The organism is Micromonospora aridisoli (assembly GCF_056150025.1).
The window spans coordinates 706,516-729,357 of record NZ_JAXCFK010000002.1 but is presented as its reverse complement, the minus strand read 5'-3'; the positions used below and the strand labels follow the sequence as shown (position 1 = coordinate 729,357).

At 72.2% G+C, this 22,842-nt stretch carries 27 protein-coding genes; 12 read left to right on the top strand and 15 right to left on the bottom strand.

Annotation, left to right across the window (positions count from 1 at the left end):
• Window positions 1–151: 151 nt before the first annotated feature.
• A complete protein-coding gene (locus SM447_RS06945; protein WP_474571870.1) occupies window positions 152–1,348 on the bottom strand; it encodes an acyl-CoA dehydrogenase family protein in 1,197 nt (398 codons plus the stop codon).
• Between the two features lie 140 nt (window positions 1,349–1,488).
• Here SM447_RS06945 and SM447_RS06940 point away from each other — a divergent pair, with 140 nt between their 5' ends.
• Entirely contained in the window at window positions 1,489–2,034 is a 546-nt protein-coding gene (locus tag SM447_RS06940) for a DUF4190 domain-containing protein (RefSeq protein ID WP_474571869.1), read from the top strand.
• Between the two features lie 7 nt (window positions 2,035–2,041).
• Here the strand turns inward: SM447_RS06940 and SM447_RS06935 are convergent, their stop codons facing one another.
• The gene (locus SM447_RS06935; protein WP_474571868.1) at window positions 2,042–2,947 is read right to left on the bottom strand and encodes an SDR family NAD(P)-dependent oxidoreductase; all 906 of its coding nucleotides are present in this window, start codon (window positions 2,945–2,947) and stop codon (window positions 2,042–2,044) included.
• Between the two features lie 122 nt (window positions 2,948–3,069).
• Between SM447_RS06935 and SM447_RS06930 the strand changes: the two genes are divergently transcribed.
• On the top strand, window positions 3,070–3,627 hold the full coding sequence (locus tag SM447_RS06930) for a DUF4190 domain-containing protein (protein WP_474571867.1): 558 nt from the start codon (window positions 3,070–3,072) through the stop codon (window positions 3,625–3,627).
• Between the two features lie 52 nt (window positions 3,628–3,679).
• On the opposite strand, the gene SM447_RS06925 is transcribed toward SM447_RS06930, so the two are convergent.
• Window positions 3,680–4,636, bottom strand: coding sequence for an HpcH/HpaI aldolase/citrate lyase family protein (locus SM447_RS06925; protein ID WP_474571866.1), 957 nt, complete (start codon window positions 4,634–4,636; stop codon window positions 3,680–3,682).
• Window positions 4,637–4,745: 109 nt separating this feature from the next.
• Here SM447_RS06925 and SM447_RS06920 point away from each other — a divergent pair, with 109 nt between their 5' ends.
• Together SM447_RS06920 and SM447_RS06915 are read left to right on the top strand one after the other, a co-directional pair.
• Complete coding sequence (locus SM447_RS06920; RefSeq protein ID WP_474571910.1) at window positions 4,746–5,570, top strand: SDR family NAD(P)-dependent oxidoreductase; 825 nt, start codon at window positions 4,746–4,748, stop codon at window positions 5,568–5,570.
• A gap of 63 nt (window positions 5,571–5,633) precedes the next feature.
• Window positions 5,634–5,969 (top strand): hypothetical protein, encoded by a 336-nt coding sequence (locus SM447_RS06915; RefSeq protein ID WP_474571865.1) that lies wholly within the window; start codon window positions 5,634–5,636, stop codon window positions 5,967–5,969.
• Window positions 5,970–5,985: 16 nt separating this feature from the next.
• On the opposite strand, the gene SM447_RS06910 is transcribed toward SM447_RS06915, so the two are convergent.
• A complete protein-coding gene (locus tag SM447_RS06910; RefSeq protein WP_474571864.1) occupies window positions 5,986–6,948 on the bottom strand; it encodes a DMT family transporter in 963 nt (320 codons plus the stop codon).
• A gap of 106 nt (window positions 6,949–7,054) precedes the next feature.
• On the opposite strand from SM447_RS06910, the gene SM447_RS06905 reads away from it, so the two are divergent.
• On the top strand, window positions 7,055–7,765 hold the full coding sequence (locus SM447_RS06905) for an HAD family hydrolase (RefSeq protein ID WP_474571863.1): 711 nt from the start codon (window positions 7,055–7,057) through the stop codon (window positions 7,763–7,765).
• Between the two features lie 17 nt (window positions 7,766–7,782).
• Here SM447_RS06905 and SM447_RS06900 read toward each other — a convergent pair whose 3' ends face one another.
• Complete coding sequence (locus SM447_RS06900) at window positions 7,783–8,307, bottom strand: hypothetical protein (protein WP_474571862.1); 525 nt, start codon at window positions 8,305–8,307, stop codon at window positions 7,783–7,785.
• A 22-nt stretch (window positions 8,308–8,329) separates the two neighbouring features.
• Entirely contained in the window at window positions 8,330–9,199 is an 870-nt protein-coding gene (locus SM447_RS06895; protein ID WP_474571861.1) for a PhzF family phenazine biosynthesis protein, read from the bottom strand.
• 99 nt (window positions 9,200–9,298) lie between these two features.
• Here SM447_RS06895 and SM447_RS06890 point away from each other — a divergent pair, with 99 nt between their 5' ends.
• The 3 genes from SM447_RS06890 to SM447_RS06880 all read left to right on the top strand — a co-directional run bounded on the left by SM447_RS06890 (window position 9,299) and on the right by SM447_RS06880 (window position 12,445).
• Window positions 9,299–10,609 (top strand): magnesium transporter MgtE N-terminal domain-containing protein, encoded by a 1,311-nt coding sequence (locus tag SM447_RS06890; protein WP_474571860.1) that lies wholly within the window; start codon window positions 9,299–9,301, stop codon window positions 10,607–10,609.
• On the top strand, window positions 10,602–11,231 hold the full coding sequence (locus SM447_RS06885; protein ID WP_474571859.1) for a DUF1003 domain-containing protein: 630 nt from the start codon (window positions 10,602–10,604) through the stop codon (window positions 11,229–11,231). Before SM447_RS06890 ends, SM447_RS06885 begins: the two co-directional genes overlap by 8 nt.
• Window positions 11,232–11,296: 65 nt before the next feature.
• Entirely contained in the window at window positions 11,297–12,445 is a 1,149-nt protein-coding gene (locus SM447_RS06880) for an Mrp/NBP35 family ATP-binding protein (RefSeq protein ID WP_474571858.1), read from the top strand.
• A 76-nt stretch (window positions 12,446–12,521) separates the two neighbouring features.
• Here the strand turns inward: SM447_RS06880 and SM447_RS06875 are convergent, their stop codons facing one another.
• Window positions 12,522–12,941: a twin-arginine translocase TatA/TatE family subunit gene (locus tag SM447_RS06875; protein ID WP_474571857.1), complete on the bottom strand. Its 420-nt coding sequence runs from the start codon at window positions 12,939–12,941 to the stop codon at window positions 12,522–12,524.
• A gap of 72 nt (window positions 12,942–13,013) precedes the next feature.
• Entirely contained in the window at window positions 13,014–14,333 is a 1,320-nt protein-coding gene (locus SM447_RS06870; RefSeq protein ID WP_474571856.1) for a S1C family serine protease, read from the bottom strand.
• Between the two features lie 191 nt (window positions 14,334–14,524).
• On the opposite strand from SM447_RS06870, the gene SM447_RS06865 reads away from it, so the two are divergent.
• Window positions 14,525–15,199 carry an O-methyltransferase gene (locus tag SM447_RS06865; protein ID WP_474571855.1) on the top strand — a complete coding sequence of 225 codons (675 nt, stop codon included), beginning with the start codon at window positions 14,525–14,527 and terminating at the stop codon, window positions 15,197–15,199.
• 54 nt (window positions 15,200–15,253) lie between these two features.
• Here the strand turns inward: SM447_RS06865 and SM447_RS06860 are convergent, their stop codons facing one another.
• Both SM447_RS06860 and SM447_RS06855 read right to left on the bottom strand, forming a co-directional pair.
• Complete coding sequence (locus SM447_RS06860; RefSeq protein WP_474571854.1) at window positions 15,254–16,717, bottom strand: leucyl aminopeptidase family protein; 1,464 nt, start codon at window positions 16,715–16,717, stop codon at window positions 15,254–15,256.
• Between the two features lie 148 nt (window positions 16,718–16,865).
• The gene (locus tag SM447_RS06855; RefSeq protein WP_013283866.1) at window positions 16,866–17,033 is read right to left on the bottom strand and encodes a DUF3117 domain-containing protein; all 168 of its coding nucleotides are present in this window, start codon (window positions 17,031–17,033) and stop codon (window positions 16,866–16,868) included.
• Window positions 17,034–17,223: 190 nt separating this feature from the next.
• Here SM447_RS06855 and SM447_RS06850 point away from each other — a divergent pair, with 190 nt between their 5' ends.
• Both SM447_RS06850 and SM447_RS06845 read left to right on the top strand, forming a co-directional pair.
• Window positions 17,224–18,048, top strand: a complete 825-nt coding sequence (locus SM447_RS06850; protein WP_474571853.1) for a PaaX family transcriptional regulator — start codon at window positions 17,224–17,226, stop codon at window positions 18,046–18,048.
• A complete protein-coding gene (locus SM447_RS06845) occupies window positions 18,045–18,836 on the top strand; it encodes an enoyl-CoA hydratase-related protein (protein WP_474571852.1) in 792 nt (263 codons plus the stop codon). Before SM447_RS06850 ends, SM447_RS06845 begins: the two co-directional genes overlap by 4 nt.
• A 15-nt stretch (window positions 18,837–18,851) precedes the next feature.
• On the opposite strand, the gene SM447_RS06840 is transcribed toward SM447_RS06845, so the two are convergent.
• The 4 genes from SM447_RS06840 to SM447_RS06825 are packed head-to-tail and all read right to left on the bottom strand — an operon-like array spanning window position 18,852 to window position 21,312.
• Entirely contained in the window at window positions 18,852–19,475 is a 624-nt protein-coding gene (locus SM447_RS06840; RefSeq protein WP_474571851.1) for a hypothetical protein, read from the bottom strand.
• Window positions 19,476–19,479: 4 nt separating this feature from the next.
• Window positions 19,480–20,070, bottom strand: a complete 591-nt coding sequence (locus tag SM447_RS06835; protein WP_474571850.1) for a DNA-3-methyladenine glycosylase I — start codon at window positions 20,068–20,070, stop codon at window positions 19,480–19,482.
• A 52-nt stretch (window positions 20,071–20,122) separates the two neighbouring features.
• Window positions 20,123–20,620 (bottom strand): SRPBCC family protein, encoded by a 498-nt coding sequence (locus SM447_RS06830; protein WP_474571849.1) that lies wholly within the window; start codon window positions 20,618–20,620, stop codon window positions 20,123–20,125.
• Complete coding sequence (locus tag SM447_RS06825) at window positions 20,617–21,312, bottom strand: DivIVA domain-containing protein (protein ID WP_474571848.1); 696 nt, start codon at window positions 21,310–21,312, stop codon at window positions 20,617–20,619. Before SM447_RS06825 ends, SM447_RS06830 begins: the two co-directional genes overlap by 4 nt.
• A 141-nt stretch (window positions 21,313–21,453) precedes the next feature.
• On the opposite strand from SM447_RS06825, the gene folP reads away from it, so the two are divergent.
• Window positions 21,454–22,323: a dihydropteroate synthase gene (gene folP / locus SM447_RS06820; protein ID WP_474571847.1), complete on the top strand. Its 870-nt coding sequence runs from the start codon at window positions 21,454–21,456 to the stop codon at window positions 22,321–22,323.
• 22 nt (window positions 22,324–22,345) lie between these two features.
• Here folP and SM447_RS06815 read toward each other — a convergent pair whose 3' ends face one another.
• The gene (locus tag SM447_RS06815) at window positions 22,346–22,723 is read right to left on the bottom strand and encodes an NADH-quinone oxidoreductase subunit A (protein ID WP_474571846.1); all 378 of its coding nucleotides are present in this window, start codon (window positions 22,721–22,723) and stop codon (window positions 22,346–22,348) included.
• Window positions 22,724–22,842 lie beyond the last annotated feature (119 nt).

Below are 22,842 nucleotides of genomic sequence, written 5' to 3'. Positions count from 1 at the left end.
GCCACCCGCTACGACAAACTCGCCGTCCGCTACGAAGCCACCATCACCATCGCCGCCATCAACAGCTGGCTCCGCACCCACTTATGAAACACGCCCTAAGAGGGGGCCCCTGCTCTACCGGAGGCGTTAATAAGGTGCCCTTCCTTACCTCTCAGAGCTTGTACTCGCGGAGCAGGCCTCGGGAGATGATCGTCTTCTGGATCTCCGAGGTGCCCTCGCCGATGAGCAGGAACGGAGCCTCCCGCATCAGCCGCTCGATCTCGTACTCCTTGGAGTAGCCGTATCCGCCGTGGATGCGGAACGCCTCCTGGACGACCTCGGCGCAGTACTCCGAGGCGAGCAGCTTGGCCATCCCGGCCTCGACGTCGTTGCGCTGGCCGGCGTCCTTGAGCCGGGCGGCGTTGACCATGAGGGCGTGCGCGGCCTCGATCTTCGTACCCATCTCGGCCAGCTTGAAGGCGATGGCCTGGTGCTTCGCCAACGGCTGACCGAAGGTCCGGCGCTGCTGGGCGTACCCGACGGCCAGTTCGAAGGCGCGGATCGAGATGCCGCAGGCTCGGGCGGCCACATTGACCCGGCCGACCTCGATGCCGTCCATCATCTGGTAGAAGCCCCGGCCGATCTGGTCGGCTCCACCGAGGACGGCGCTGTCGGGGACGGTGACGCCGTCGAGCACCATCTCGGTGGTCTCGACGCCCTTGTAGCCCATTTTGTCGATCTTGCCGGGGATGGTCAGGCCGGGGGCGGTCTCGCCGAAGCCGGGCTCCTTCTCCAGCAGGAAGGTGCTCATGTTGCCGTAGACGGAGTCCGCGCCGGTGTCGGTCTTCACCAGGGTGGCCACCACCGACGAGTAGGCACCGTTGGTCAGCCACATCTTCTGGCCGTTGATGACGAAGCGGTCACCGTCCCGGACCGCCTTCGACTTGATCGCCGAGACGTCGGAGCCACACTCCGGTTCCGACATCGAGAAGGCGCCGCGCACCTCCCCGGTGGCCATCTTCGGCAGCAGTCGGGCCTGCTGCTCGGCGGAGCCGTGCTGGGAGATCAGGTACGCCACGATGAAGTGCGTGTTGACGATGCCGGAGATCGACATCCAGCCTCGGGAGAGTTCCTCGACCACGAGCGCGTAGGTCAGCAGAGACTCGCCCAGACCACCGTGCTCCTCGGCGATGGTGAGCCCGAACAGGCCCATCTCCTTCATCCCGTCGAGGATGTCGGCCGGGTATTCGTCGGCGTGCTCCAGGCGCTGCGCGTGCGGGATGATCTCCTTGTCCGCGAACTCCCGGACGGTCTCCAGGATCGACCGCTGCTCGTCGGTCAGGCCGGGCGTCTGGGCGAGTCGAGCCATCTCAGCCTCCGGGGAATCGGCGCCTTACTCATTGGTAACTAAACGCTCGATCAGTATCGGTCGCCCTGACCGCGGCGGCCAAGGTGACCAGTCCACACAACCGCTGTGAAAAGGTTCACCGCTGCGGGTAGCGTCCCGCAATGAGGGCCTTCCCCACCAGGGCGGACGGCCGCACGGGCGGGACGGAGGAGGAGAGCGTGGGGCAGCCACCGGAGCCGGACCAGCCACCGTCGCCCTACGAGCCACCGCCCGGCGGGCAGCAGCCACAGTACGGGCAGCCGTACGGACAGCAGCCGGGCGACCAGCCGCACGGGCAGCCGGCCTACGGACAGCCGTCGTACGAACATCCGGGGCAGCCGCCGCACGGCCAGCAGTGGGGACAGCAACCGCCGTACGCCCCGCAGGTGCCCTACGGTCAGTACGGGCCGCCGGCCGGTCAGGGCGGCGGACGCGGCACCAACGTGCTCGCCATCCTGTCGCTGGTCTTCGCCTTCGTCTTCGCCCCCGCCGGCATCGCCCTCGGGCACCTCGCCAAGCGACAGCTGCGTACCAGCGGCGAGGACGGCGAGCAGCTCGCCAACTGGGGCCTGATCCTCAGCTACATCTTCACCGGCCTCTTCCTGCTGGCCTGCTGCGGGTGGCTGGCGCTGGCGATCTGGGCCGGCTCGGACGGCACCAGAACCTGACCCCCACTCAGCGGAACTGGGCCTCCCGCACGCTGTTGCCGCCGTCGACCACCAGCATCTGCCCGGTGATGTACGACGCGGCCGGTGAGCAGAGGAACGTGATCGCCGCGGCGACCTCGTCCGGCGTGCCAGGACGCCCCACCGGCGTACCCAGTCCCTGCTTGATCTCGGCCATGGTCGAGGCCGCGGTGTAGATGGTGCCCGGCGCCACCGCGTTGACCGTCACCCCGTCGGCGATCATCTCCATCGCCAGCGCCCTGGTCAGGCCCACCACGCCCGCCTTGGCCGCCGCGTACGCCGCCTCGGTGGGCAGCGCGTTGACCGGGCCGGCGGTGGCGGCCAGGTTGACGATCCGGCCCCAACCGCGCTCGGCCATCCCGCCGATGAAGGCCCGGCTGCACAGGAAGGCGGTGGTCAGGTTCCGGTCGATCTCGCCGCGCCACTCGTCGTAGCTGAGCTGCGCGACCGGGCGCAGCACCTCCGGGCTGGCCCGGCTGGCCAGACCGGCGTTGTTGACCAGCACCTCGACATCGCCGAGCTGCTCGGTGACGGCGTCGGCCAACGCGCCGACCTCCGACTCGTCAGTGAGGTCGGCCACGAAGCCGGTGACCCCGAGTTCACCGGCCCGGTCGTGGATGCGCCGCGTGGTCGAGACGATCGCCACCCGGGCGCCCAGGTCGGTCAGGCGGCGAGCGGTGGCGTACCCGATGCCGTCCGCGCTGCCCGCGCCGGTGACCAGCGCGACCTTGCCGTCCAACCGCATCGTCACCGGCTCGGGCAGCGGAGCCGGCTCGTCCTGGTCGCCATGCTCCGGTGCCGCGACCGAGCGTGGACGCCGGCTCATGGCCGGCCGACTCACGTCCCGCCTCGGTCTGCTGCCGGAACGGTCCGCCGCACGCGCGTCAATCCCCATGCCGAGATCCTGCCCCCTACCGCCGCTGTCGGGCAACGCGCGCCCGGTGCCGGGCGCGTCGTGGAGTGCGCGGCGGTGACTACCCTGACTGCGCCACAACATCGCGACGGAAGAGAAGCCCGATGACACAGCCCCCGCCGTCCGGCGGCTGGCCCGACCCCGCGTCGACCGGCCAGCCTTCCAGCCCGCCCGCCGACCCCACCGCACCGGTGATTCCGCAGTCGGTGCCACCGCAGCCCGTCGGGTACGACCCGTACCAGCCGGTCGCCGACCCCTACGCCGGCATGAAGTCGGATCCGGCCACCACGCCGTACCCGCCCGCCGGCTACCCGCCCGCCCAGCCCGGTGGCTACCCGCAGGCCCAGCCCGGCTATCCGCCGGCGCCGCCCGGCTACGGCTACCCCCCGCCCGGGTACGGCTACCCGCAGCAGAAGACGAACTCCATGGCGATCGTCGCCCTGGTGCTCTCCCTGATCGGGATCGGCTCGTGCATCACCGCCCCGATCGGCGCGATCATGGGACACGTGGCCATGCGTCAGATCCGGGAGACCGGTGAGAGCGGCGAGGGCATGGCCAAGGCCGCCATCATCGTCGGCTGGATCCTCACCGGCCTGCTCGCCCTGGTGCTCATCGGGTACGCCGTCGCGATCGCCTTCGCCATCGCGAACTCGTCCACCTGATCGCGACGCCCGCCCCGGCCGAGGTCGGGGCGGGCGGACGAGAACCGTGCGGCTACTCGGCCGGCGGAGTGAAGGTCGAGGTGCGCGTCATGCCCGCCGCCCGACCCTTGGCGGCGATCACGAGGGCCATCTTGCGGGACGCCTCGTCGATCATCTCGTCGCCGAGCATGACCGCACCGAGCCGGCCACCCGCCTCCGAGGTGTAGTGCTCATACGCGTCGAGGATCAGTTCGGCGTGGTCGTAGTCGGCCTGGGCCGGCGAGTAGACCTCGTTGGCCGCGTCGATCTGCCCGGGGTGCAGCACCCACTTGCCGTCGAAGCCGAGCGCCGCCGATCGCTTCGCCACCTCACGGAACGCGTCGGTGTCCCGAATCTGCAGGAACGGCCCGTCGATGGCCTGCTTGTCGTGCATGCGGGCGGCCATCAGGATGCGCATCAGGATGTAGTGGTACGGATCGCCCGGGTAGTCGGGGATGAGGGCACCGACCACCAGCGACTTCATGTTGATCGAGGCCATGAAATCGGCCGGTCCGAAGATGATCGTCTCGACCCGGGGTGAGGCGGCGGCGATGGCGTCGACGTTGACCAGGCCGGCGGCGTTCTCGATCTGCGCCTCGATGCCGATCCGGCCCACCTCCAGTCCGAGGGTCTTCTCCAACTGGGTGAGGGTCACGTCCAGCCACTGCACCTGCGCCGCGTTCTGCACCTTCGGCAGCATCACGCAGTCGAGGTTGGCCCCCGCACCCTCCACCACGTCGATGACGTCCCGGTAGGTCCACGGGGTGGTGAGGTCGTTGACCCGGACCACCCGGGTCTTGCCGGCCCAGTCACCCTCGTTGAGCGCGGCCACGATGTTCTTGCGGGCGTCCGGCTTGGCCAGCGGGGCGACCGCGTCCTCCAGGTCGAGGAAGACCTGGTCGGCCGGGAGGCCCTGGGCCTTGCCGAGCATCTTGACGCTCGATCCGGGCACGGCGAGGCAGGACCGGCGGGAACGCCCAACAACGGCCATCGACTGCGCTCCTTCCGGGCGCGGCCGATCCGCCGCCCCTCACTTAACGATCCCAAAGGTGCTTGTGACGCCACGGTAACCTCGTGCCGTGACCGCGGTGAATGGACCTGTGGAAGATGTCACTGGCCGTCGACTGGTCGTGATAACGGGAGCTAGTTCGGGCATCGGGTTGGCCGCCGCCATCAACCTGGCCTGCCGTGGTGACCAGGTGGTGCTGGTCGGCCGGGATCCGGCCCGGCTGCGGGCCGCCGCCGACGAGGTGCGTGAGGCCTCCGGGGAGCGACCCGCGGTCTTCCGCGCCGACTTCGCCGTCCTCGACGACGTGCGGCAGATGGCCGAGCGGCTACGCGCCGCGTACGACCGGATCGACGTGCTGGCCAACAACGCCGGCGCGATCGTCTTGCAGCCGGTCACCACCGTCGACGGTTTCGAGCTGTCCATCCAGGCCAACCATCTGGCGCCCTTCCTGCTCGCCAACCTGCTGGCCGACCGGGTGGGCCGGATGGTGGTGACCGCCTCCGGCGCGCACCGCAGCGGCGCGCTCGATCCGGACGACCTGAACGCACCGCTGCGCCGCTACCGCCCGCTGTCCGCGTACGGCACCAGCAAGCAGGCGAATATTCTCTTCACCGCCGAGGCGGCGCGGAGGTGGCCGCAGGTCGAGTCGTACTGCTTCCATCCCGGCGTGGTGCGGACGCGCTTCGGCAACGAGAGCCGGATCGTCGCCGTTGGCATGCGTGTGTTGCCGTTCCGCAGTCCGGTCAAGGGGGCGCAGACGCTCGTGTGGCTCGCCAACCAGGACCGGTCCCGGTTGCGGGACGGTGGTTACTACTTCGACTGCCGGCCACGCCGCCCGTGGCCGAAGGCGGCCGACCCGCGACTCGCGGCACGACTCTGGGCGGCCAGCGCCGCCGCCGTCGGCATGCCGGACTGACGGCCCCTCCGGCATCGACGACCGGGGTCGCCACGGTCGGGAAACATTGCGACACTCCGCGCCATGACGGTCGAGGAAGGCACCGACCTGCGGGTGCCCGGCAAGGACGAGGAACCGGCCATTGCGGTGCGCCTGGTCGCGCTGGTGGAGCTGGCCGACGGTGCGGTCGAGGCCGGGCAACGGTACGAGGACACCGTGCTCGCCCTGCTGCCCCGCCATGGCGGCCGGCTGGAGCGGCGGCTGCGCACCGGTGACGGGCGTACCGAGGTGCACGTCATCCGGTTCGACACCCGGGCCGGCTACGAGTCGTTCCTGACCGATCCGGAGCGGACCGCGCTACGCGCGGACCTGGGCGAGGCGGCACCGACGACCCGGGTGCTGGAGGTACACGACGTGTGACCGGTGGGGCCGCGCCTCAGTCGCGGACCGGGCTCGCGTCCGCCGGCACCGCGGTGCTGACCCGGGCCGTACGCCGGGCGGTACGGGCGCTGGACAGCACCACCACGGCGACGCCCACCAGCAGCAGCGACAGACCGGGCAGGGTCACCGGGTCGGGCAGCTGGCCCAGCCACGCCCAGCCGATCACCGCCGCACCGGGGGCCTCCAGCAGGATCAGCACACTGACCGTGGTGGCCGAGACCCGCCGCAGCGCATAGCTGAACATCGAGTGGCCGAGCAGCTGCGCCCCACCCACCAGGGCGAGCACGGCCAGCCAGGTGCCGGTGTCGAAGCCGGTCAGCGGCACCCCACCGACCAGGCAGATCACCAGCAGGATCACCCCGCACACCCCGTAGCAGATGGTGGTGTAGGTGGCGTTGCTGACGGTCACCCGGGCACGTTCGCCCAGCGCGGTGTACACCGCCGCGAACAGGCCACCGGCCAGCGCCAGCAGGTCCCCGGCGAAAGCCTGGCCGGAGACCGTGAAGTCCGCTCCGGTCGCCAGCACGGCCCCGACCACGGCCACCCCGATGCCGGCCCAGACACCCACGGGCAGCCGGCGGCCCTGCGCCCGGGCGATCAGCCCCTGCCAGACCGGCTGGGTGGCGACCAGGGCCGTCGCCGCGGCCACCGAGGTGAGCTTCGCGCTCGGCATCCAGGTGGCGAAGTGCGCCGCCAGCGCCACCCCGGACAGCACGCAGAACATGCCCTCGCGACGGCCGATGCCGGTGGCCAGGGACCGGAACTCGGACCGCCGCCGGGCCAGCGCGAACGGGCTCAGCACGGCCACCGCCAACACGTTGCGCCAGAACGCCACAGCCAGGGCGGGCGCGGCGGCGAAGGCGATCAGCGGCGCGGAGGACGAGACGGCGAGGACGGCCACGGCCAGAGCCGCGCCGGTCAGCAGGTCAGGGGACGGGCGATGAGGTTCAGGGACCACGAGGTGCAATCTTCACACGAGGTCCGGTCACCACTTTCCGTCAGCGTTCGGTTACGATCATGCGCGTCCTCGCCGGGGCTCCCTCACCCGCCCGGAGTCATCTCCCATGCCCAGGTTCCAGGCGGTGCTGTTCGACTTCTTCGGCACGTTGACCCGTCCGGTCCAGCGTGGCGAGGGTCACCTCCGCACCGCCGAGCTGCTCGGCTGCCCGCTGGGCACCTTCACGGAGGTGCTCGACCGCAGCTTCTACGAACGTGCCGGCGGGCGTTTCGACAGCGTCGAGGCGACCCTGCGGTGGGTGTGCGAGCAGGCCGGCGTACGCCCCTCGGAGGAGGCGGTGCGCGCTGCCGTCGCCGCCCGGCACCAGGCCGTACGCGCGGACACCCGGGTCCGGGACGAGGCCGTGCCGACCCTGCGGGCGCTACGCCGGCGGGGCGTGCGCACCGGTGTGATCAGTGACTGCACGCACGAGCTGCCCATGTTCCTGCCGGAGCTGGCGATCGCCCCGCTGCTCGACGTCCGGGTGTTCTCCGTGCAGGTGGGACGCTGCAAGCCGGACGCGGCCCTGTACCTGGCCGCCTGCGCTCGGCTGGGCCTGTCTCCGCAGGACTGCCTCTACGTGGGCGACGGCGGCAGCCAGGAGTTGACCGGCGCGCACCGCGCCGGGATGAGCGCCGCCCGGCTGGCCTCGCCCGACCTCGTCGACCATCTGGTCTTCAACATGGAGGTGGACTGGGCGGGCTTGAGCCTGGGTTCCCTCGGCGAGGTCGTCGACCTGGTCGAGGAGACCACCACCCCGGTCGGTGCACCGGCGTAGCCCTACCCCGTCGCGCCTCAGCGACGCCGGACACGATGCAGCCGGAAGGGCCGACGGGTGGCCCGCACGGCCGACGTCGGTCGGGGCGGCTCGGCCAGCGAACCGGCCGGCAGCTCGGTGCCGTGCGCCGGCTGGCCGACCGGGGCGAGCCGGACCAGGGCGCATCCGTCGGCGGCCCAGCGGGCCACCAGGTCCGCGGTCGGTCCGGGGGCGTTCAGCCGTTTCGCCCCCACCAGCGGGGCGAGCGTGTCCCACTCCTCCGTGCCGGGTGCCACCCGACTCACCCGGGCCGGCCAGGTGACGATCCGACCACCGTGGTCACCGCGCAGGGTGACCTGGGCCTCGTCAGCCTCGGCCAGCCCCGGTGCGGACTGCTCACCGGGACCGCTGACCACGAACAACGCCGCCTCCAGGGGCACGCACCACAGGGCGAGCGGCGGACCGCCGGCCACCGCGACCCAGGCCACCGAGGCCTTCTTCATCGCCTCGTCGACCAGGGGATGGTTCTCGCGCTCGTCGGTCACCGCGGCATCCTCTCGCATCCGGTCCGGTCCGCGCCGCCCGTCAGCCGACGAACGGCGGGACGAGGATCTCCCCCCGCGCCACCGGCATGACCTGACCGGCCACCGTCGTACCCACCGCCACCCCACCGGCCGCGGTCACGGTGCAGGCCAGCGAGGACGGCCGGCCCATCTCGACGCCCTGCCGGACGGTGTACGACGACCGTCCCTCGCCGGGCAGCAGGCCGCTGGCGACCAGCCACACCCCGAGGCCGAGCGCGGCCGACCCGGTCGCCGGATCCTCGGGCACGCCGAGACCGGGAACGAAGACCCGGGCATGCGCGGTTTGGGTGGCGGCGTTCCAGGAGAAGACGCTGACATGCTCGACGCCGTACCGCCCCGCCGCCACCGGGTTCACCTGAGCCCGAGCCAGGGCGTCGGGGCGTACCGGCAGGAACGGGAACTCCAGGCCGCAGCCGGCGACCCGGGGAGCCGGACCCAGATGGTCCTCCGCGCCGAGGCCCGCCATCTCCAGCAGCGGCTCCGGCTCCAGCTCAGGTCCGAGGGTGGGGCTGCCACCGGTCAGGACGGCGGCACCGTCGGTCACCTCGATCGGCAGCACCCCGGCACCGCACTCCTGGGTGACCTGCCCCACTCCGAACATGCCCCGGCGGGCGGCGGTGACCGCCGCGCCGACGCTGGGATGTCCGGCGAACGGCAGCTCCTCGACCGGCGTGAAGATCCGAGCCCGGTAGGTGGCGCCGACCTGGGTGGCGGGCAGCACGAAGACCGTCTCCGAGAGGTTGAACTCCCGGGCCAGGGCCTGCATCTGCTCGGTGGCCAGCCCTTCGGCGCCGAAGACCACCGCGAGCGGGTTCCCGGCGTACGGACGGTCGGTGAAGACGTCCACGATCTCGTAAGCCAAGGTCGACATGTTGATAGACACTAGGCCCTCACGGCGCTTGTCGGGGGCACTGCCGAGCCTCGCCACGACTCGGGCCGGGGCGACGACCCACCCCCTAGGCTGGTGACCGTGAGCACGCCGACCCGGGTGTACATCGCCCGACTCGCCGGAGTCGCCGTCTTCGACCCCAACGGCGACCAGGTGGGCCGGGTACGCGACGCGGTGGCTCGGCTGCGTGCCAGCCAACGGCCGCCCGAGGTCGTCGGTCTGGTGGCCGAGATGCCGATGCGCCGGCGGATCTTCCTGTCCATCAACCGGATCACCTCGATCGACGCCGACGCCATCGTGCTGGGCAGCGGCACCCTCAACCTGCGCCGCTTCGAGAAGCGCCCGAACGAGCTGCTCGTCCTTCAGGAGCTGCTGGACCGCCGGGTGCAGGTCGCCCCGGAGGGCCGGGCGGCGGCGGTGGTTGACGTGGCGATGGAGTGCAGCCGTGGTGGCGAGTGGTCGCTGACCCGGGTGGCCGTCCGCGAGCAGACGGGCCGGTTGGCTCGCCGGGGCAACCTGCACCAGGTCGAATGGGATCAGGTACGCGGGCTCAGCGGCGTGGCGGAGACCCGGGGTACGGCCAACCTGCTGGCCGTGCTGGAGGACATGCGGCCGGCCGACCTGGCCAACGCGTTGCAGGATCTGCCCGACGCCCGACGAAACGAGGTGGCGGCGGCCCTGGACGACCAGCGGCTCGCCGACGTGCTCAGCGAGCTGCCCGAGCATGACCAGGTCGAGATTCTGGCGGCGCTGGGTCGCGAGCGGGCCGCCGACATCCTGGAGGAGATGGATCCGGACGACGCCGCCGACCTGCTCGGTGAGCTGCCCCCGCCGGAACAGGACGTGCTGCTCGATCTGATGGAGCCGGACGAGGCCGATTCGGTGCGGCAGTTGCTGAAGTACACCCCGGGCACGGCGGGCAGCGTGATGACCTCCGAACCGGTGATCCTGCCTCCGGACGCGACCGTCGCCGAGGCGCTGGCCCGGATCCGGGAACCTCAGCTCTCCCCGGCCGTCGCCGCGCAGGTGTTCGTGGTCCGGGCGCCGATGGCCACGCCCACCGGCCGCTACCTGGGCATGGTGCACTTCCAGCGGCTGCTCCGCGAACCACCGGCGGATCTGCTCGGCGGGGTGGTGGTCAACGACATCGATCCGTTGCGCCCGACCACCCCACTGCCGGAGATCACTCGTCGGATGGCCACCTACGATCTGGTGGCCATGCCGGTGATCGACCGGAACAACCGGCTGGTGGGTGCGGTCACCGTCGACGACGTGTTGGATCACTCGCTGCCCCGGGACTGGCGGGACCGGGACGCGGCGACGAGCAGTGCCCCGAACCGGGCGATGACCTCGACCGTTCCGGACGCGGCGACGGACGGTGGCGATGACTGAGCAACGACGGGCGGAGCGGCTGGACCTGCCGCGGGAGCCCCGGGGACTGAAGCTGCCGCGGGTCGACCAGGAGACCTTCGGCCGGTGGGCCGAGGCCATCGCCCGGGGCATGGGCACGGCGAACTTCATCGTCTACATGACGCTGGTGATCACCGCCTGGTTCGTGTGGAACACCCTCGCCCCGGCGGCGTTGCGCTTCGACCCGTACACCTTCACCTTCCTCACCCTGATGCTCTCCATCCAGGCGTCGTACGCGGCCCCGCTGATCCTGCTGGCGCAGAACCGTCAGTCCGACCGCGACCGGGTGGCGATGGACGAGGACCGGCGCCGAGCCGCCATGCAGAAGGCGGACACGGAGTACCTGGCGCGTGAGATCGCCGCGCTGCGGATCGCGCTGGGCGAGGTGGCCACCCGGGACTTCGTCCGCTCGGAGCTGTCCCGACTGGCCGAGGAGTTGGACGAGGCGGCGCACCGACGACACCGGCTGGAGCGCCGGTACCGCGACGACCCGACCGCCCGGGACGGCGGTGACGGGTTGACGGAGCCCCGCGACGAGGTGGACGGCGACCTACCGGGTGACGGTCGTCACGACGCAGCGAGCGGCCGCCGCCCGGAGAGCTGATCGACTCGCTCACACCGCTGCGACCGACAGCGGTCGCAGGCCCCTTCCGACGTAGCATTGCGGGCATGTCAGCTCCCGTCAGCACCGTCAACGACGCCATCCAGGCCGCCCTGGCCACCGTCAACGACCCGGAGATCCGCCGGCCGATCACCGAACTCGGCATGGTGCGTTCCGCCGAGATCGGTGAGGACGGTGTGGTCCGGGTCGAGCTGCTGCTGACCGTGGCCGGGTGTCCGCTCAAGGACAAGCTGCGTACGGACATCACCGCGGCGGTGGGCGCGGTGCACGGGGTCACCGGCGTCGAGATCGAGTTCGGCGTGATGAGCCCCGAGCAGCGCCAGGAGCTCCAGGCGAAGCTGCGCGGTGGGGGCGCGACCGAGGAACCGGTGATCCCCTTCGCCCAGCCCGGCTCCCGCACCCGCGTGTACGCCGTGGCCAGCGGCAAGGGCGGGGTGGGCAAGTCCAGCGTGACGGTCAACCTGGCCGCCGCGCTGGCCGCGCGGGGGCTGTCCGTCGGCGTGGTGGACGCGGACATCTACGGGCACTCGGTGCCTCGGATGCTCGGTGCGGACGGCCGACCCACCCGGGTCGAAGACATGATCATGCCGCCGCAGTCGCACGGTGTGAAGGTCATCTCCATCGGGATGTTCACCGCCGGCAACGCCGCCGTGGTGTGGCGCGGCCCGATGCTGCACCGAGCGTTGCAGCAGTTCCTCGCCGACGTGTACTGGGGCGATCTCGACGTCCTCCTGCTCGACCTGCCCCCGGGCACCGGCGACGTGGCGATCTCCCTGGCCCAGCTGCTGCCGAACGCCGAGATCCTGGTGGTCACGACCCCGCAGGCGGCCGCCGCCGAGGTGGCCGAACGGGCCGGCGCGATCGCCCTCCAGACCCACCAGCGGGTGGTCGGCGTGATCGAGAACATGTCCTGGCTGGAGCTGCCCGACGGCTCCCGGATGGAGATCTTCGGAGCTGGCGGCGGCCAGACGGTGGCCGACTCGCTGACGCAGACCATCGGCGCGCAGGTGCCGCTGCTGGGTCAGGTGCCGCTCGACACCCGGGTCCGGGAGGCGGGCGACGAGGGCAACCCGATCGTGCTCGCCGAGCCGGACTCACCGGCGGCGAAGGCGCTGGGCCAGGTGGCCGACCGGCTCGCGCTGCGCCGCGAGTCACTGCTCGGCAAGCCGCTGGGCCTCAAGCCGGCCGGACGCTGAGACCGGGGCGACGGACTTCCCGTTCATTTCAGGCGCGTGGCGCGACCCGCCGTCCACCGGCGGCGGGCGGCGGCTCTCAGGTGACCTCGTCGTAGCTGACCGCGCGGGGTGCCGGTGCCGGGCTGGCGGTGCTCGTCGGGGCCGGTCCGGGCCGGCGCGGATCCGCCGCGTTGGCGACGTCCTTGAGTTCGTTGTGCACGCCGGTGACGTCCGCGCGGAGGTCGTCGTAGACGCCCTGCAACGGCTTCCGGATCGCCTGCTCGTCCTCCTCGCTGAGCAGGTGCTTGCGGATGAACGCCTTCGGGTGCAGGTCCTCCAGCTGGATGTCGGTGCCCAGCTCCTTGCTCAGGTCCGTGGTGGCGCTGCGGGCCATGTTGCGTAGGTTGCGCACCATCCGCAGCCCGTCACTGATCACCGCGGGCAGCCGGTCGCCGAAGATCAGCAGCGCCAGCAGCAACAGCGCGCCAACCTCCCACACGTTCAGGTTCTCGAACACCCTCGGCCTCCTCCCCCGGCTACCGCAGCCAGAGTACGCACGTCGGTGGCCCCGCCAGAAGAGGGTGAGAGGTCACTTCGCGTCCGCGGCGAGGGTCACCGAGGCGTTCTGGCGGGTGGAGCCCCGGCGGTACTCGACGGTCACCACCGAGCCGGGCGCATACTTGCGGACCAGGGCGATCAGGTCGGTCGGCTCGGTCATCGGGCGGCCGTTGAGCTTCAGGATCACGTCACCGGCGCGCAGCCCCGCACCGGCGGCCGGCCCCGACGGCTCGACCGTCGCGAGCCGTACCCCGGAGCCGTTGGTGCCCGAACCGGGCCCACCGACCTGGGCACCGATCACCGTGCGGCGGGCCTTACCGGTGCCGATGATGTCCTGGGTGATCCGTTTGGCCTGGTTGATCGGGATGGCGAAGGCGAGGCCGATGTTGCCGGCTTCCTGACCCTCGGCGACCAGGGACTTGATCGTGGAGTTGACGCCGATGACCCGCCCGGCCGCGTCGACCAACGGGCCGCCGGAGTTGCCGTGGTTGACCGCGGCATCGGTCTGGATAGCGGCGTAGTAGCGCGTGGGGCCGCCCGGCTCGCCGGCGTGCATCGTCCGGTCCAGGGCGCTGACGATGCCCGCGGTGACCGTGTTGGCCAGCGAGAGCGGGGAGCCGATGGCCAGCACCGGGTCGCCCACGGCCAGGGCGTCGGAGTCGCCGAACTCGACCGGGCGCAGCCCGGTACGGGAGACCTTGATCACTGCGATGTCGGACTCCGCGTCCTGGCCCACCACCGTCGCAGCCGCCGAGCTTCCGTCATTGAAGATCACCGACGCCTTTCCGGTGCCGCCGGCCACCACGTGATCATTCGTGATCACGTGCCCGTCGGCGCTGGCGATGAAGCCCGAGCCCTCGCTGGTGCCACCCAGACCGGCGACCCGGACGGTGACCACGCTGGGCAGCACCCGTTCCGCCACACCGGCCAGCGACTCCGGCGGGCGTTGGGCGAGGGTGGGCGTCGTGCCGGGAGCCGTGCCGAGCACCGCGCCACCCGCACCACCTCGGATGGCGAACGCATAGCCGAGCGCACCACCGAGCGCGCCGGCGAGCAGGGCGGTGACCAGCGGAATCACCAGCAGCTGGTGCAGTCTCGGCCGGCCGGGCGCATCCGGATCGGTGACCGGTTCCGGCTCGGTACCGGCCACCGGCGCCGCGGGCAGCACCACCGCGGCCGGCGCGTGCGGATCCCGCCATGGATCGGCGAGCGCGTCGGACCACCACGGCGACGCGACATGCCCGCCGTCGTGCGGTGTCGCCGACGCTCCGCCCGGCGGATGACCGGCTGCCGGCTGTCCCGCCGGTGCTCCGCTCACGCCAGGCTGGCGCCAGTCCCAGCCGTCGGTCACTCGGTGCCTCCCACTCCCGTCCCCCGGTATCCACGAGCCGCGCTCGGCGCTGCCGGGCGCGGACGGAATACCGCTTCCAGGATTGCACGGATGCGCCGCGTGGGGTCAGCGGTTGTCACCGCGGGTGGATGCCCCGCTGCGCTCGGAGCGGACCGCCTCTAGAGTCACAGTGCCCAACCGCCCTGCGCATCATGCTCGTCGCCCGGAGGTGCCCCATCGCCACGGTCGCCGGTTCCGGCAGTTCGACGAACCCGGCCCTGCAGTTCGCCGAGTCGTACGTCACCGAGGACCTCGTCCTGCGGACCGCGCGCAGCCTCGCCCGCGAGGTCGGTCTCGAAGCCGTCACCCCGGGCGCGGGTGCCGCGTTGCGCCTGCTCGCCGCCGCCGGCAACGCCCGCGCGGTGGTCGAGATCGGCACCGGCACCGGTGTCAGCGGGGTGTGGCTGCTGCGCGGCATGCGCGCCGACGGGGTGCTCACCACCATCGATCTGGAGGTGGAGCATCAGCGGATCGCCCGGCGCATCTTCGCCGAGGCAGGATTCGTCGCCGGCCGGACACGGATCATCACCGGTCGGGCCCTGGACGTGCTGCCCCGGCTCGCCGACGGCGCGTACGACCTGGTTTTCGTCGACGCCGAGGTGACCGGCTTCACCGCCTGCGTGGACGCCGCGCTGCGGCTGCTGCGGCCCGGCGGGGTGCTGGTGCTCAACGGTGCGCTGGCCGGCGGCCGGATCGGTGACCCGGCCGCCCGCGACGCGGAGACGGTGACGGTACGGGAGACGGTGAAGGCCATCCGCGAGTCGGAGCACTGGATCCCGGCGCTGCTGCCGGTCGGTGACGGGCTGCTCGCCGCGGTGCGCTGCTGAGGGGATCACACCCAGGGCGTCAGCGCCGCTTCCGGCGGTGGCTCCGAACCCCTGTCAGCCCAGCGTCGCCAACCAGCGAAGCAGCCCGCGTACGCCCCAGCCGGTCGCGCCCCTGGTCAGCTCCGCGTCGTCACGTTCGCACCAGGAGGGAGCGGACATGTCGATGTGCAGCCAACGGTCGCGCAGCTCGCCGGTGAACTCGCGCAGGTAGAGAGCGGCCAGCACGGAACCGCCGCCCTGCGTCGGGGCGCTGTGCAGGTCGGCCAGGTCGCTGCCGAGGTGCTCGACGTAGTCGGCGGGCAGCGGCATCCGCCAGGCGGACTCGCCGGCCGCCTCGATGGCGGCCAGCAGGTCCTCGGCGAGCTGGTCGTTGTCGCTGTAGAGGGCGCCGGTGCGGGTGCCCAGCGCCACCGCGTTGGCCCCGGTCAGGGTGGCCAGGTCGACCAGCAGGTCGGGCTTGAGTTCCTGCACGGCGTACGCCAGCGCGTCGGCGAGGACCAGCCGACCCTCGGCGTCGGAGTTCGTCGTCTCGCTGGTCAGCCCGCCGTAGTGCCGGACGATGTCGCCGGGCCGGAAGGCGGCCCCGCTGACCATGTTCTCGGCCAGTGGCGCGAGCGTGGTCACCCGGACCGGCAGCCGCAGGGCGGCGGCGCCGAGGGTGGCCGCGACGACGGCGGCGGCACCGGCCATGTCCTTGCGCATCAGCTTCATCGCCGGTACCGGCTTGATCGAGATGCCACCGGTGTCGAAGGTGATGCCCTTGCCGACCAGAACCACGTGGGTGCGGGCGTCCGACGGGTGCCAGTCCAGCTCGACCAGCCGCGGGCCGCTGGCCGATCCCCCACCGACCGCGAGGACTCCGCCGAAACCCTCGGCGGCCAGCTGCTCCGGCTCGCGGACCCGCAGCGCGAGCCCGGGCAGGTCGGCCACGGCCTCGGTGACCTGCCCGGCGAACCACTGCGGGTTCTTCACCGAGGAGGGCATGTTGGTGAGGTCCCGGGCCAGTCGGGTCATCCGCGCGGTGGTCCGCGCGACCTCGACGGCCCGCTCGTACGCCTCCGGCTCGGCAACCGCCAGGTCGACGCCGGTCAGCGCGGGGGCGTCGGAGTCGTCGCCCAGCCGGAACCGGTACGAACCCAGCAGCAGCCCCTCTACGAGACCACGCACCGCCTCGGGCAGGCATCCCTCCGGCAACGCGATTGTGACATGAGTCTCATCCTTGGCTCTCCGGGCCAGCGCCGCACCGCACGCCCGCCAGGCCGCCTCGTCCGCCCCACCGGTCCCGAACAGCAGCAGCTTTCCCGGGGTGCGCCCGGGGCGAAGCTGCGGGTGCACGTCGCCGGCCCGGCCCTTGAACCGTGCCGCCGGAACCAGCGCGGCCACCTCGTCGGCGATCCCGTCGGGTGGGGTCACTGCGGTCGGGACCGGCTCCGCCGGCGCGTCGTCGGTGGCCGGCCGCACGGGCAGGGCCAGGGTGTCGAGCCGTTCCGGCTCGGCGGTCAGACGGATGGCGAGCACGCGGGGCCGTACCTCCTGGAGAAGAGCGCGGTGGCGTGGCCCGCGCGATGGTGTGACGGCTCTGAGCCACCGGTGGGACCGGTGGCTCAGAGCCAGGGACCAGACGAACCGTCCGCGGCGGCGAGCGTCGCCGACGGACCGGCCTCAATCAGCCGGCGGCCGCCTTCAGCGCGTCACCGAGAGCGGTCGCCTCGTCGGGAGTCATCTCGACGACGAGCCGGCCACCGCCCTCCAGCGGGACCCGCATGACGATGCCCCGGCCCTCCTTGGTGACTTCCAGCGGACCGTCGCCCGTCCGCGGCTTCATCGCCGCCATGTTGTCTCCCCTCAGACCTACACCAGGGTCGGTGGGTTGCCCCACAGCCACTTCGCCATGACCACCCGCAACTTGCACGTGGGTGTCGACCGACGATTTTCCCTGATGAACACCGCCGGACCCAAACCGAAGCAGCATTGATGTAACAGCATCTAGCTTATCCTTAGATGGCCTGTCACAATGTGCGGTCATGCAGGCACGGTCGGCACTCTTCGACCTGTACGGCGACCACCTCCGGCCCCGGGGTGGCCGCGCACCCGTTGCCGCGCTGGTCAAGCTGCTGGCGCCGCTCGGGATCGCGCCTCCCGCCGTGCGTACGGCGGTCTCCCGGATGGTGCGCCAGGGCTGGCTCGAACCGATCAGGTTGACCTCCGGGCCGGGATATTCGATCACACCGAAGGCGGCCCGCCGACTGGACGATGCCGCCTCCCGCATCTACCGCACCGGCCGGGTCACCTGGGACGGGCGCTTCGACCTGCTGGTGCTGGACGCGCCGAGCGCGCGGCGGGACCGCCAACGGCTCGCCGCCAACCTGCGCTACCTCGGCTACGGCACGCTGGACGAGCAGACCTGGGTGGCCACCCGGCCGGCCGAAGACGTCGACCTCCTGCTCAGCGAGGCGGGCGTACGCTTCGAGCGGTTCAGCGCCGCGCACGCCGCCGGCACGCCGGGCGCGATGGGGCTGGTCCGCCGAGCCTGGAACCTGGCCGAGATCGGCCGGGCGTACGAGCAGTTCGTCGCCGAGCAGCGGACGCTGCTGACCGGCGTGAACGCCCGCAGCGGGGACGAGGAGGCGTACGCGGCCCGGTTCCGGCTGGTGCACGCATGGCGTACCTTCCTCTTCCGGGATCCGCAGCTGCCCCCGGCGCTGCTGCCCGAACGCTGGCCCGGCACCGCCGCAGCCAGCTTCTTCGACCGGCACGCGGCCCGGCTACGGCCGGCCGCCGATCGGTACGTCGAGCAGTGTCTCGACGGTGGACACCGGATAGCCCGACAGAAGGGTCGCCAGACGTGACCGAGCCGCTGCTCGTCGACCGCACCGACGCGGTCGTCACCCTCACCCTGAACCGCCCGACGGCGATGAACTCGCTCGACGTGGCGCTGAAGGAGGCGCTCCGGGACACCCTCGCCGAGCTGGAGTCCGACCGGGGCTGCCGGGCGGTGGTGCTCGCCGGTGCGGGCGGGTCGTTCTGCGCCGGTCAGGACCTGCGCGAGCACGTCACCACCCTCGAACAGGGCGACGGCAACCCCCTGGACACCGTCCGGGCGCACTACAACCCGATCGCCGCCCGGCTGGCCAACCTGCCGAAGCCGGTGGTGGCCGCGGTGGGGGGCATGGCCGCGGGGGCCGGTGCCTCGCTGGCGTTCCTGGCCGACATCCGCATCGGCGGCCCGTCCACCAGCTTCCTGATGGCGTTCGCCAAGGTCGGCCTGGCCGCCGACACCGGTGCCTCGTGGACGCTGCCCCGGCTCGTCGGCCACGCCAAGGCCATCGAGCTGCTGATGCTGGCCGAGCCGGTACGCGCCGAGGAGGCCTGCCGGCTGGGGCTGCTCAACCGGATGGTGGACGACGACGAGCAGGTGCTGCCCACCGCACAGGAGCTGGCCGCCCGCCTGGCCGCCGGCCCGACCGTGGCCTACGGGGCGATCAAGCGCCAGCTCTCCGTGGCCGACGCCGGCACCCTGACGGAGGCCCTGGCCGCCGAGGCGCAGGCCCAGGCCATCTGCGGCGCGACCACGGACCACCGTGCCGCCACCATGGCCTTCGTCAACAAGCAGAAGCCGGTCTTCGAGGGCCGCTGAGCCGTCGCCGGCCGGTCAGTCGTCCTCTTCCGGATCCTGGTTCGCCTCCGCACCGAGCACGAACGCCTGCATGGCCAGCTCGTCACCGGAGGGTGAGACGAAGGCGGGCAGCTCCCGGGGACCGAGTTCCTGCACGTACGCCCAGAACAGCCGGACCGCCTCCGCCGGTGAGTCGGCCTCGATCGGCAGGTCCAGGCTGACCAGCCAGGAGCGACGCTGCGGTGCCGGGCCGAGCCGGTCGACCAGCTCGCGGAACGTCGCCGCGTCGAGCGCGGTCACCGGCCCGCCGAGGACCAGCGCGTCGGCCGGCACCGGCTCGTCGAAGGCCCGCCGGGTGTAGGCCACCACCAGCGCGTCCGGAGCACGGTCGGACTGCGGGTCGTCCGGATCCTCCGGACGACGAGCGGCCTGGCCCACGACCCGGCCCACCGCCACCAACCGCGGCGGTTCGTCAGCCAGCACCGCGACCTGGTCACCGGGGCGGGGCAGGTCGGTGCCGTCCAGCCCGGTCAACTCAAGTGTGTCGTGGTGGACGAGCCGCTCGGCGTCGTACCGTCCGGCGGGCAGGAGCACGGCCCAGGTTCCCGCGCCGTCCGCCTGGCTCGCCCCGTTCACCCGGTATGCGGTGTCGGTCGTCATGCCCTCATCCCATCACGCCCGTCGGAGCGGACACGACGTGGCAGCCCGCGAGATGGTCGTCGACCATTCCGGTGGCCTGCATGAGCGCGTACGCCGTGGTGGGGCCGACGAACCGGAAGCCCCGCTTCTTGAGGGCCTTGGCCATGGCCGTGGAGGCGTCGGTCAGCGCGGGAACGTCAGCGGCGGAGCCCGGCCGGGCCCGACCCGGCGGCGGGGCGAACGACCAGAGCAGCGCCGACAATCCTTCCGGCAGTTGCTGGGCGGCGCGGGCGTTGGCGATCGCCGACTCGATCTTGGCCCGGTTCCGGACGATGCCGGCGTCGCCGAGCAGCCTGGTCACGTCGGCCTCGCCGTAGCCGGCCACCGTGTCGATCCGGAACCCGCCGAAGGCCGCCCGGAAGGCCGGCCGCTTGCGCAGGATGGTCAGCCAGGACAGCCCGGACTGGAACGCCTCCAGCGTCATCCGCTCGTAGAGGGCGTCGTCTCCGTGCAGCGGGCGGCCCCACTCGGTGTCGTGGTAGACCGCGTAGTCGGGGGTGCTGGCTCCCCAGCCGCACCGGGCCAGCCCGTCGGCGCCGATCACCAGTTCAGTCACGCCGTCAAGGCTAGGCCCAACGTCCGACAGGCCGGGCCAGCCCCGCGCACGGTCAGGGCAGGCGGCCCTGCTCGACCTGGCGGGCGAACCGGCGCAACGCCTGGGTGAGGCTGAACTTGGAGCCGGGCCAGAGCACCGGCCACGCCACCCGCCCGGCCGGGCCACCCGGCAGGTGGAACCACTCGTGCCAGACCACCTGGCTGCGTCCGCTCTCCAGCGGTGTGCACCGCAGCACTCCGGGCCCCCGCAGCAGCGTGCCGCAGTGCACCACGCCGATCTCGTACGGCGCGTCCACCCGGACCACCCGCATCCGGTCCCGCAGCACCGCCGGGCCGAGCGAGGTGATCGCCTCGACGAGACTCCCCTCGCCACCGTCACCCTCCACCACCCGCACGGTGGTGAACGGGATCCACTCGGACTGCCGCTCCCAGGCCAGCAGGGCGGCGAAGACCTTCTCCGCCGGCGCGTTGACGATCACCGTGGCGGTGACCTCGCCGGCACCCGGTTGGGCGGCCTCGCGGAGGTCGTCCGGGCCGTCCGAGCCGCTCACGCGGACTCCGACCGGACCACCGAGCCACGCGAACCGGATTCCGGCGCCCCGCCGTCGGTCGGCTCCCCGCCGGTGGTCGGACCGGTGGACGCGCCGGGTTCGGTCCCGTCGGTCGGCTCCGCGTCGGAGGCAGTCGGCTCGGTGGCCGGGCGGGCGTCGCGACCGGCGGGCTCCGTGGACGCGGCGGTCGCCGCGGCGGGCTCCGGCTCCGTCCCTGGCCCGGTGACGGGTTCCGGACCGGGGCGGGCGAGCGCGGGATCGTCGGCCGAAAGGTCGATCATGACGCTGTCCGCCGCCGGACCATCGGACGGCGAGGTCGCCGCCTCGGTCGCGTTGGCCGCCTGTTCGCGGGCCTGTCGAAGCGCGTCGGCGTCGGCCGTCCGCCCGTCCCGCAGCGCCGCGATCTCCGCCTCCAGCACTCCGATCAGCTCGGTCTTGTAACCGATGTCGTACGCCGCCCGGCGCATCGCCTGGTCGACCTGGGTCATCCGGTAGCCACGAAGCGCGGTGTCGAAGCGCACCTCGCCCACGTCGGACTCGCGCAGCGGACGGTCTCCGGGCAGCGGCACCGCCCGCCCGTCCGCCTCCACCGGCACCAGGCCGGGATCCCGACCGGTGACCAGCACCGTCACGCCGAAAACCACCGCCGCGACAGTGACCGCCACGACCAGCAGGAGCAGAAGCTGACCCATGCACTGATCGTGGCACGCCGAGGAGAACAGAGCGACCCCACCCGGCGCGGCGTACCGGACACGGGTCCACCCCGGCGACCGGATAGCGTCACCGGGGCGGCGGGGGACCGGTCGACGACAGGTGGCGTTCAGGGAGGTGGCGTGGCCGAGGTGCTGCGGCTCGGGGGCCGGCGATTCGGTCCCGACGACCTGGTGGTGATGGCGATCGTCAACCGCACCCCGGACTCGTTCTTCGACCGGGGGGCGACCTACCAGGCCGACAGTGCGTTGCGGGCGGTGGAACGGGCGGTGGACGAGGGCGCGGACATCGTCGACATCGGCGGGGTGAAGGCCGGGCCGGGCACCGAGGTCGACGTCGCCGAGGAGATCCGCCGCACGGTCGGCACCATCGCCGCCGTACGGGCCGCGTTCCCTGAGGTCGTCATCTCGATCGACACCTGGCGGGCCGAGGTCGCGGTGGAGGCCGTGGCGGCCGGCGCGGACCTGCTCAACGACACCTGGTCCGGGGCGGATCCGACGCTGGCCCAGGTGGCGGCGAGGACCGGGGTCGGCCTGGTCTGCTCGCACGCGGGAGGGCTCAGCCCGCGTACCAGGCCGCACCGCGCGGCCTTCGACGACGTGGTGGCCGACGTGGTCACGACGGTGACCGGGCTCGCCGAGCGTGCGGTGTCGCTGGGAGTACGCCGCGACGGGATCCTCATCGACCCGGCGCACGACTTCGGCAAGAACACCCGTCACTCGCTGGAGATCACCCGGCGGCTCGGCGAACTGGCCGCCACCGGTTGGCCGGTGCTGGTCGCGCTGTCGAACAAGGACTTCGTCGGCGAGACGCTGGACCTGCCGGTGGCCGAGCGGCTGGAGGGAACGCTCGCCGCGACGGCGGTCTCCGCGTGGCTGGGCGCGCGGGTCTTCCGCGCCCATCAGGTCCGTCCCACCCGGCGCCTGCTGGACATGGTCGCGGCCATCCGGGGAGACCGCCCGCCCAGGATCAGCCGTCGCGGTCTCGCCTGAGCGGCGGCCGGGCCACCGGAGGTCAGGTCCAGCGGAGAATGTTGCGCCGCCAGGCGTAGAGCAGGCCGAGCGCGAGGACACCCACGAAGATCGCCATCTCCACCACGGTGACCAGCCCGAACCCGGGCCGGTCGAAGACCACCGCCCAGGGGAAGAGGAACACCGCCTCGACCGCGAACAGCACGTAGAGGAACGCGTAGACGTAGTACCGGATCTGCATCTGCGCCCAGTCGCCGCCCACCGGGTCGAGGCCGCACTCGTAGGTGGCGCGCTTGCCGGGCGGGTCGGCCGGTCGGGCGGGACGCAGCACCCGGTTGGCGGCGAACGCCACGACGAGGAACAGCACGCCGACGAGCAGCAACAGCCCGAGCGTCGCGTACGAGCCCAGGTAACCGGTCACGGTCGGTCAGCCTACCGTCCCGGCCGGACCGCCGCGTCGCGAACTTCTTTCACCTGGGACTAGTGTCCCAGGGCAACTGCTGACCAACATGGGACCACCACCATCGGCACCGGAGGATC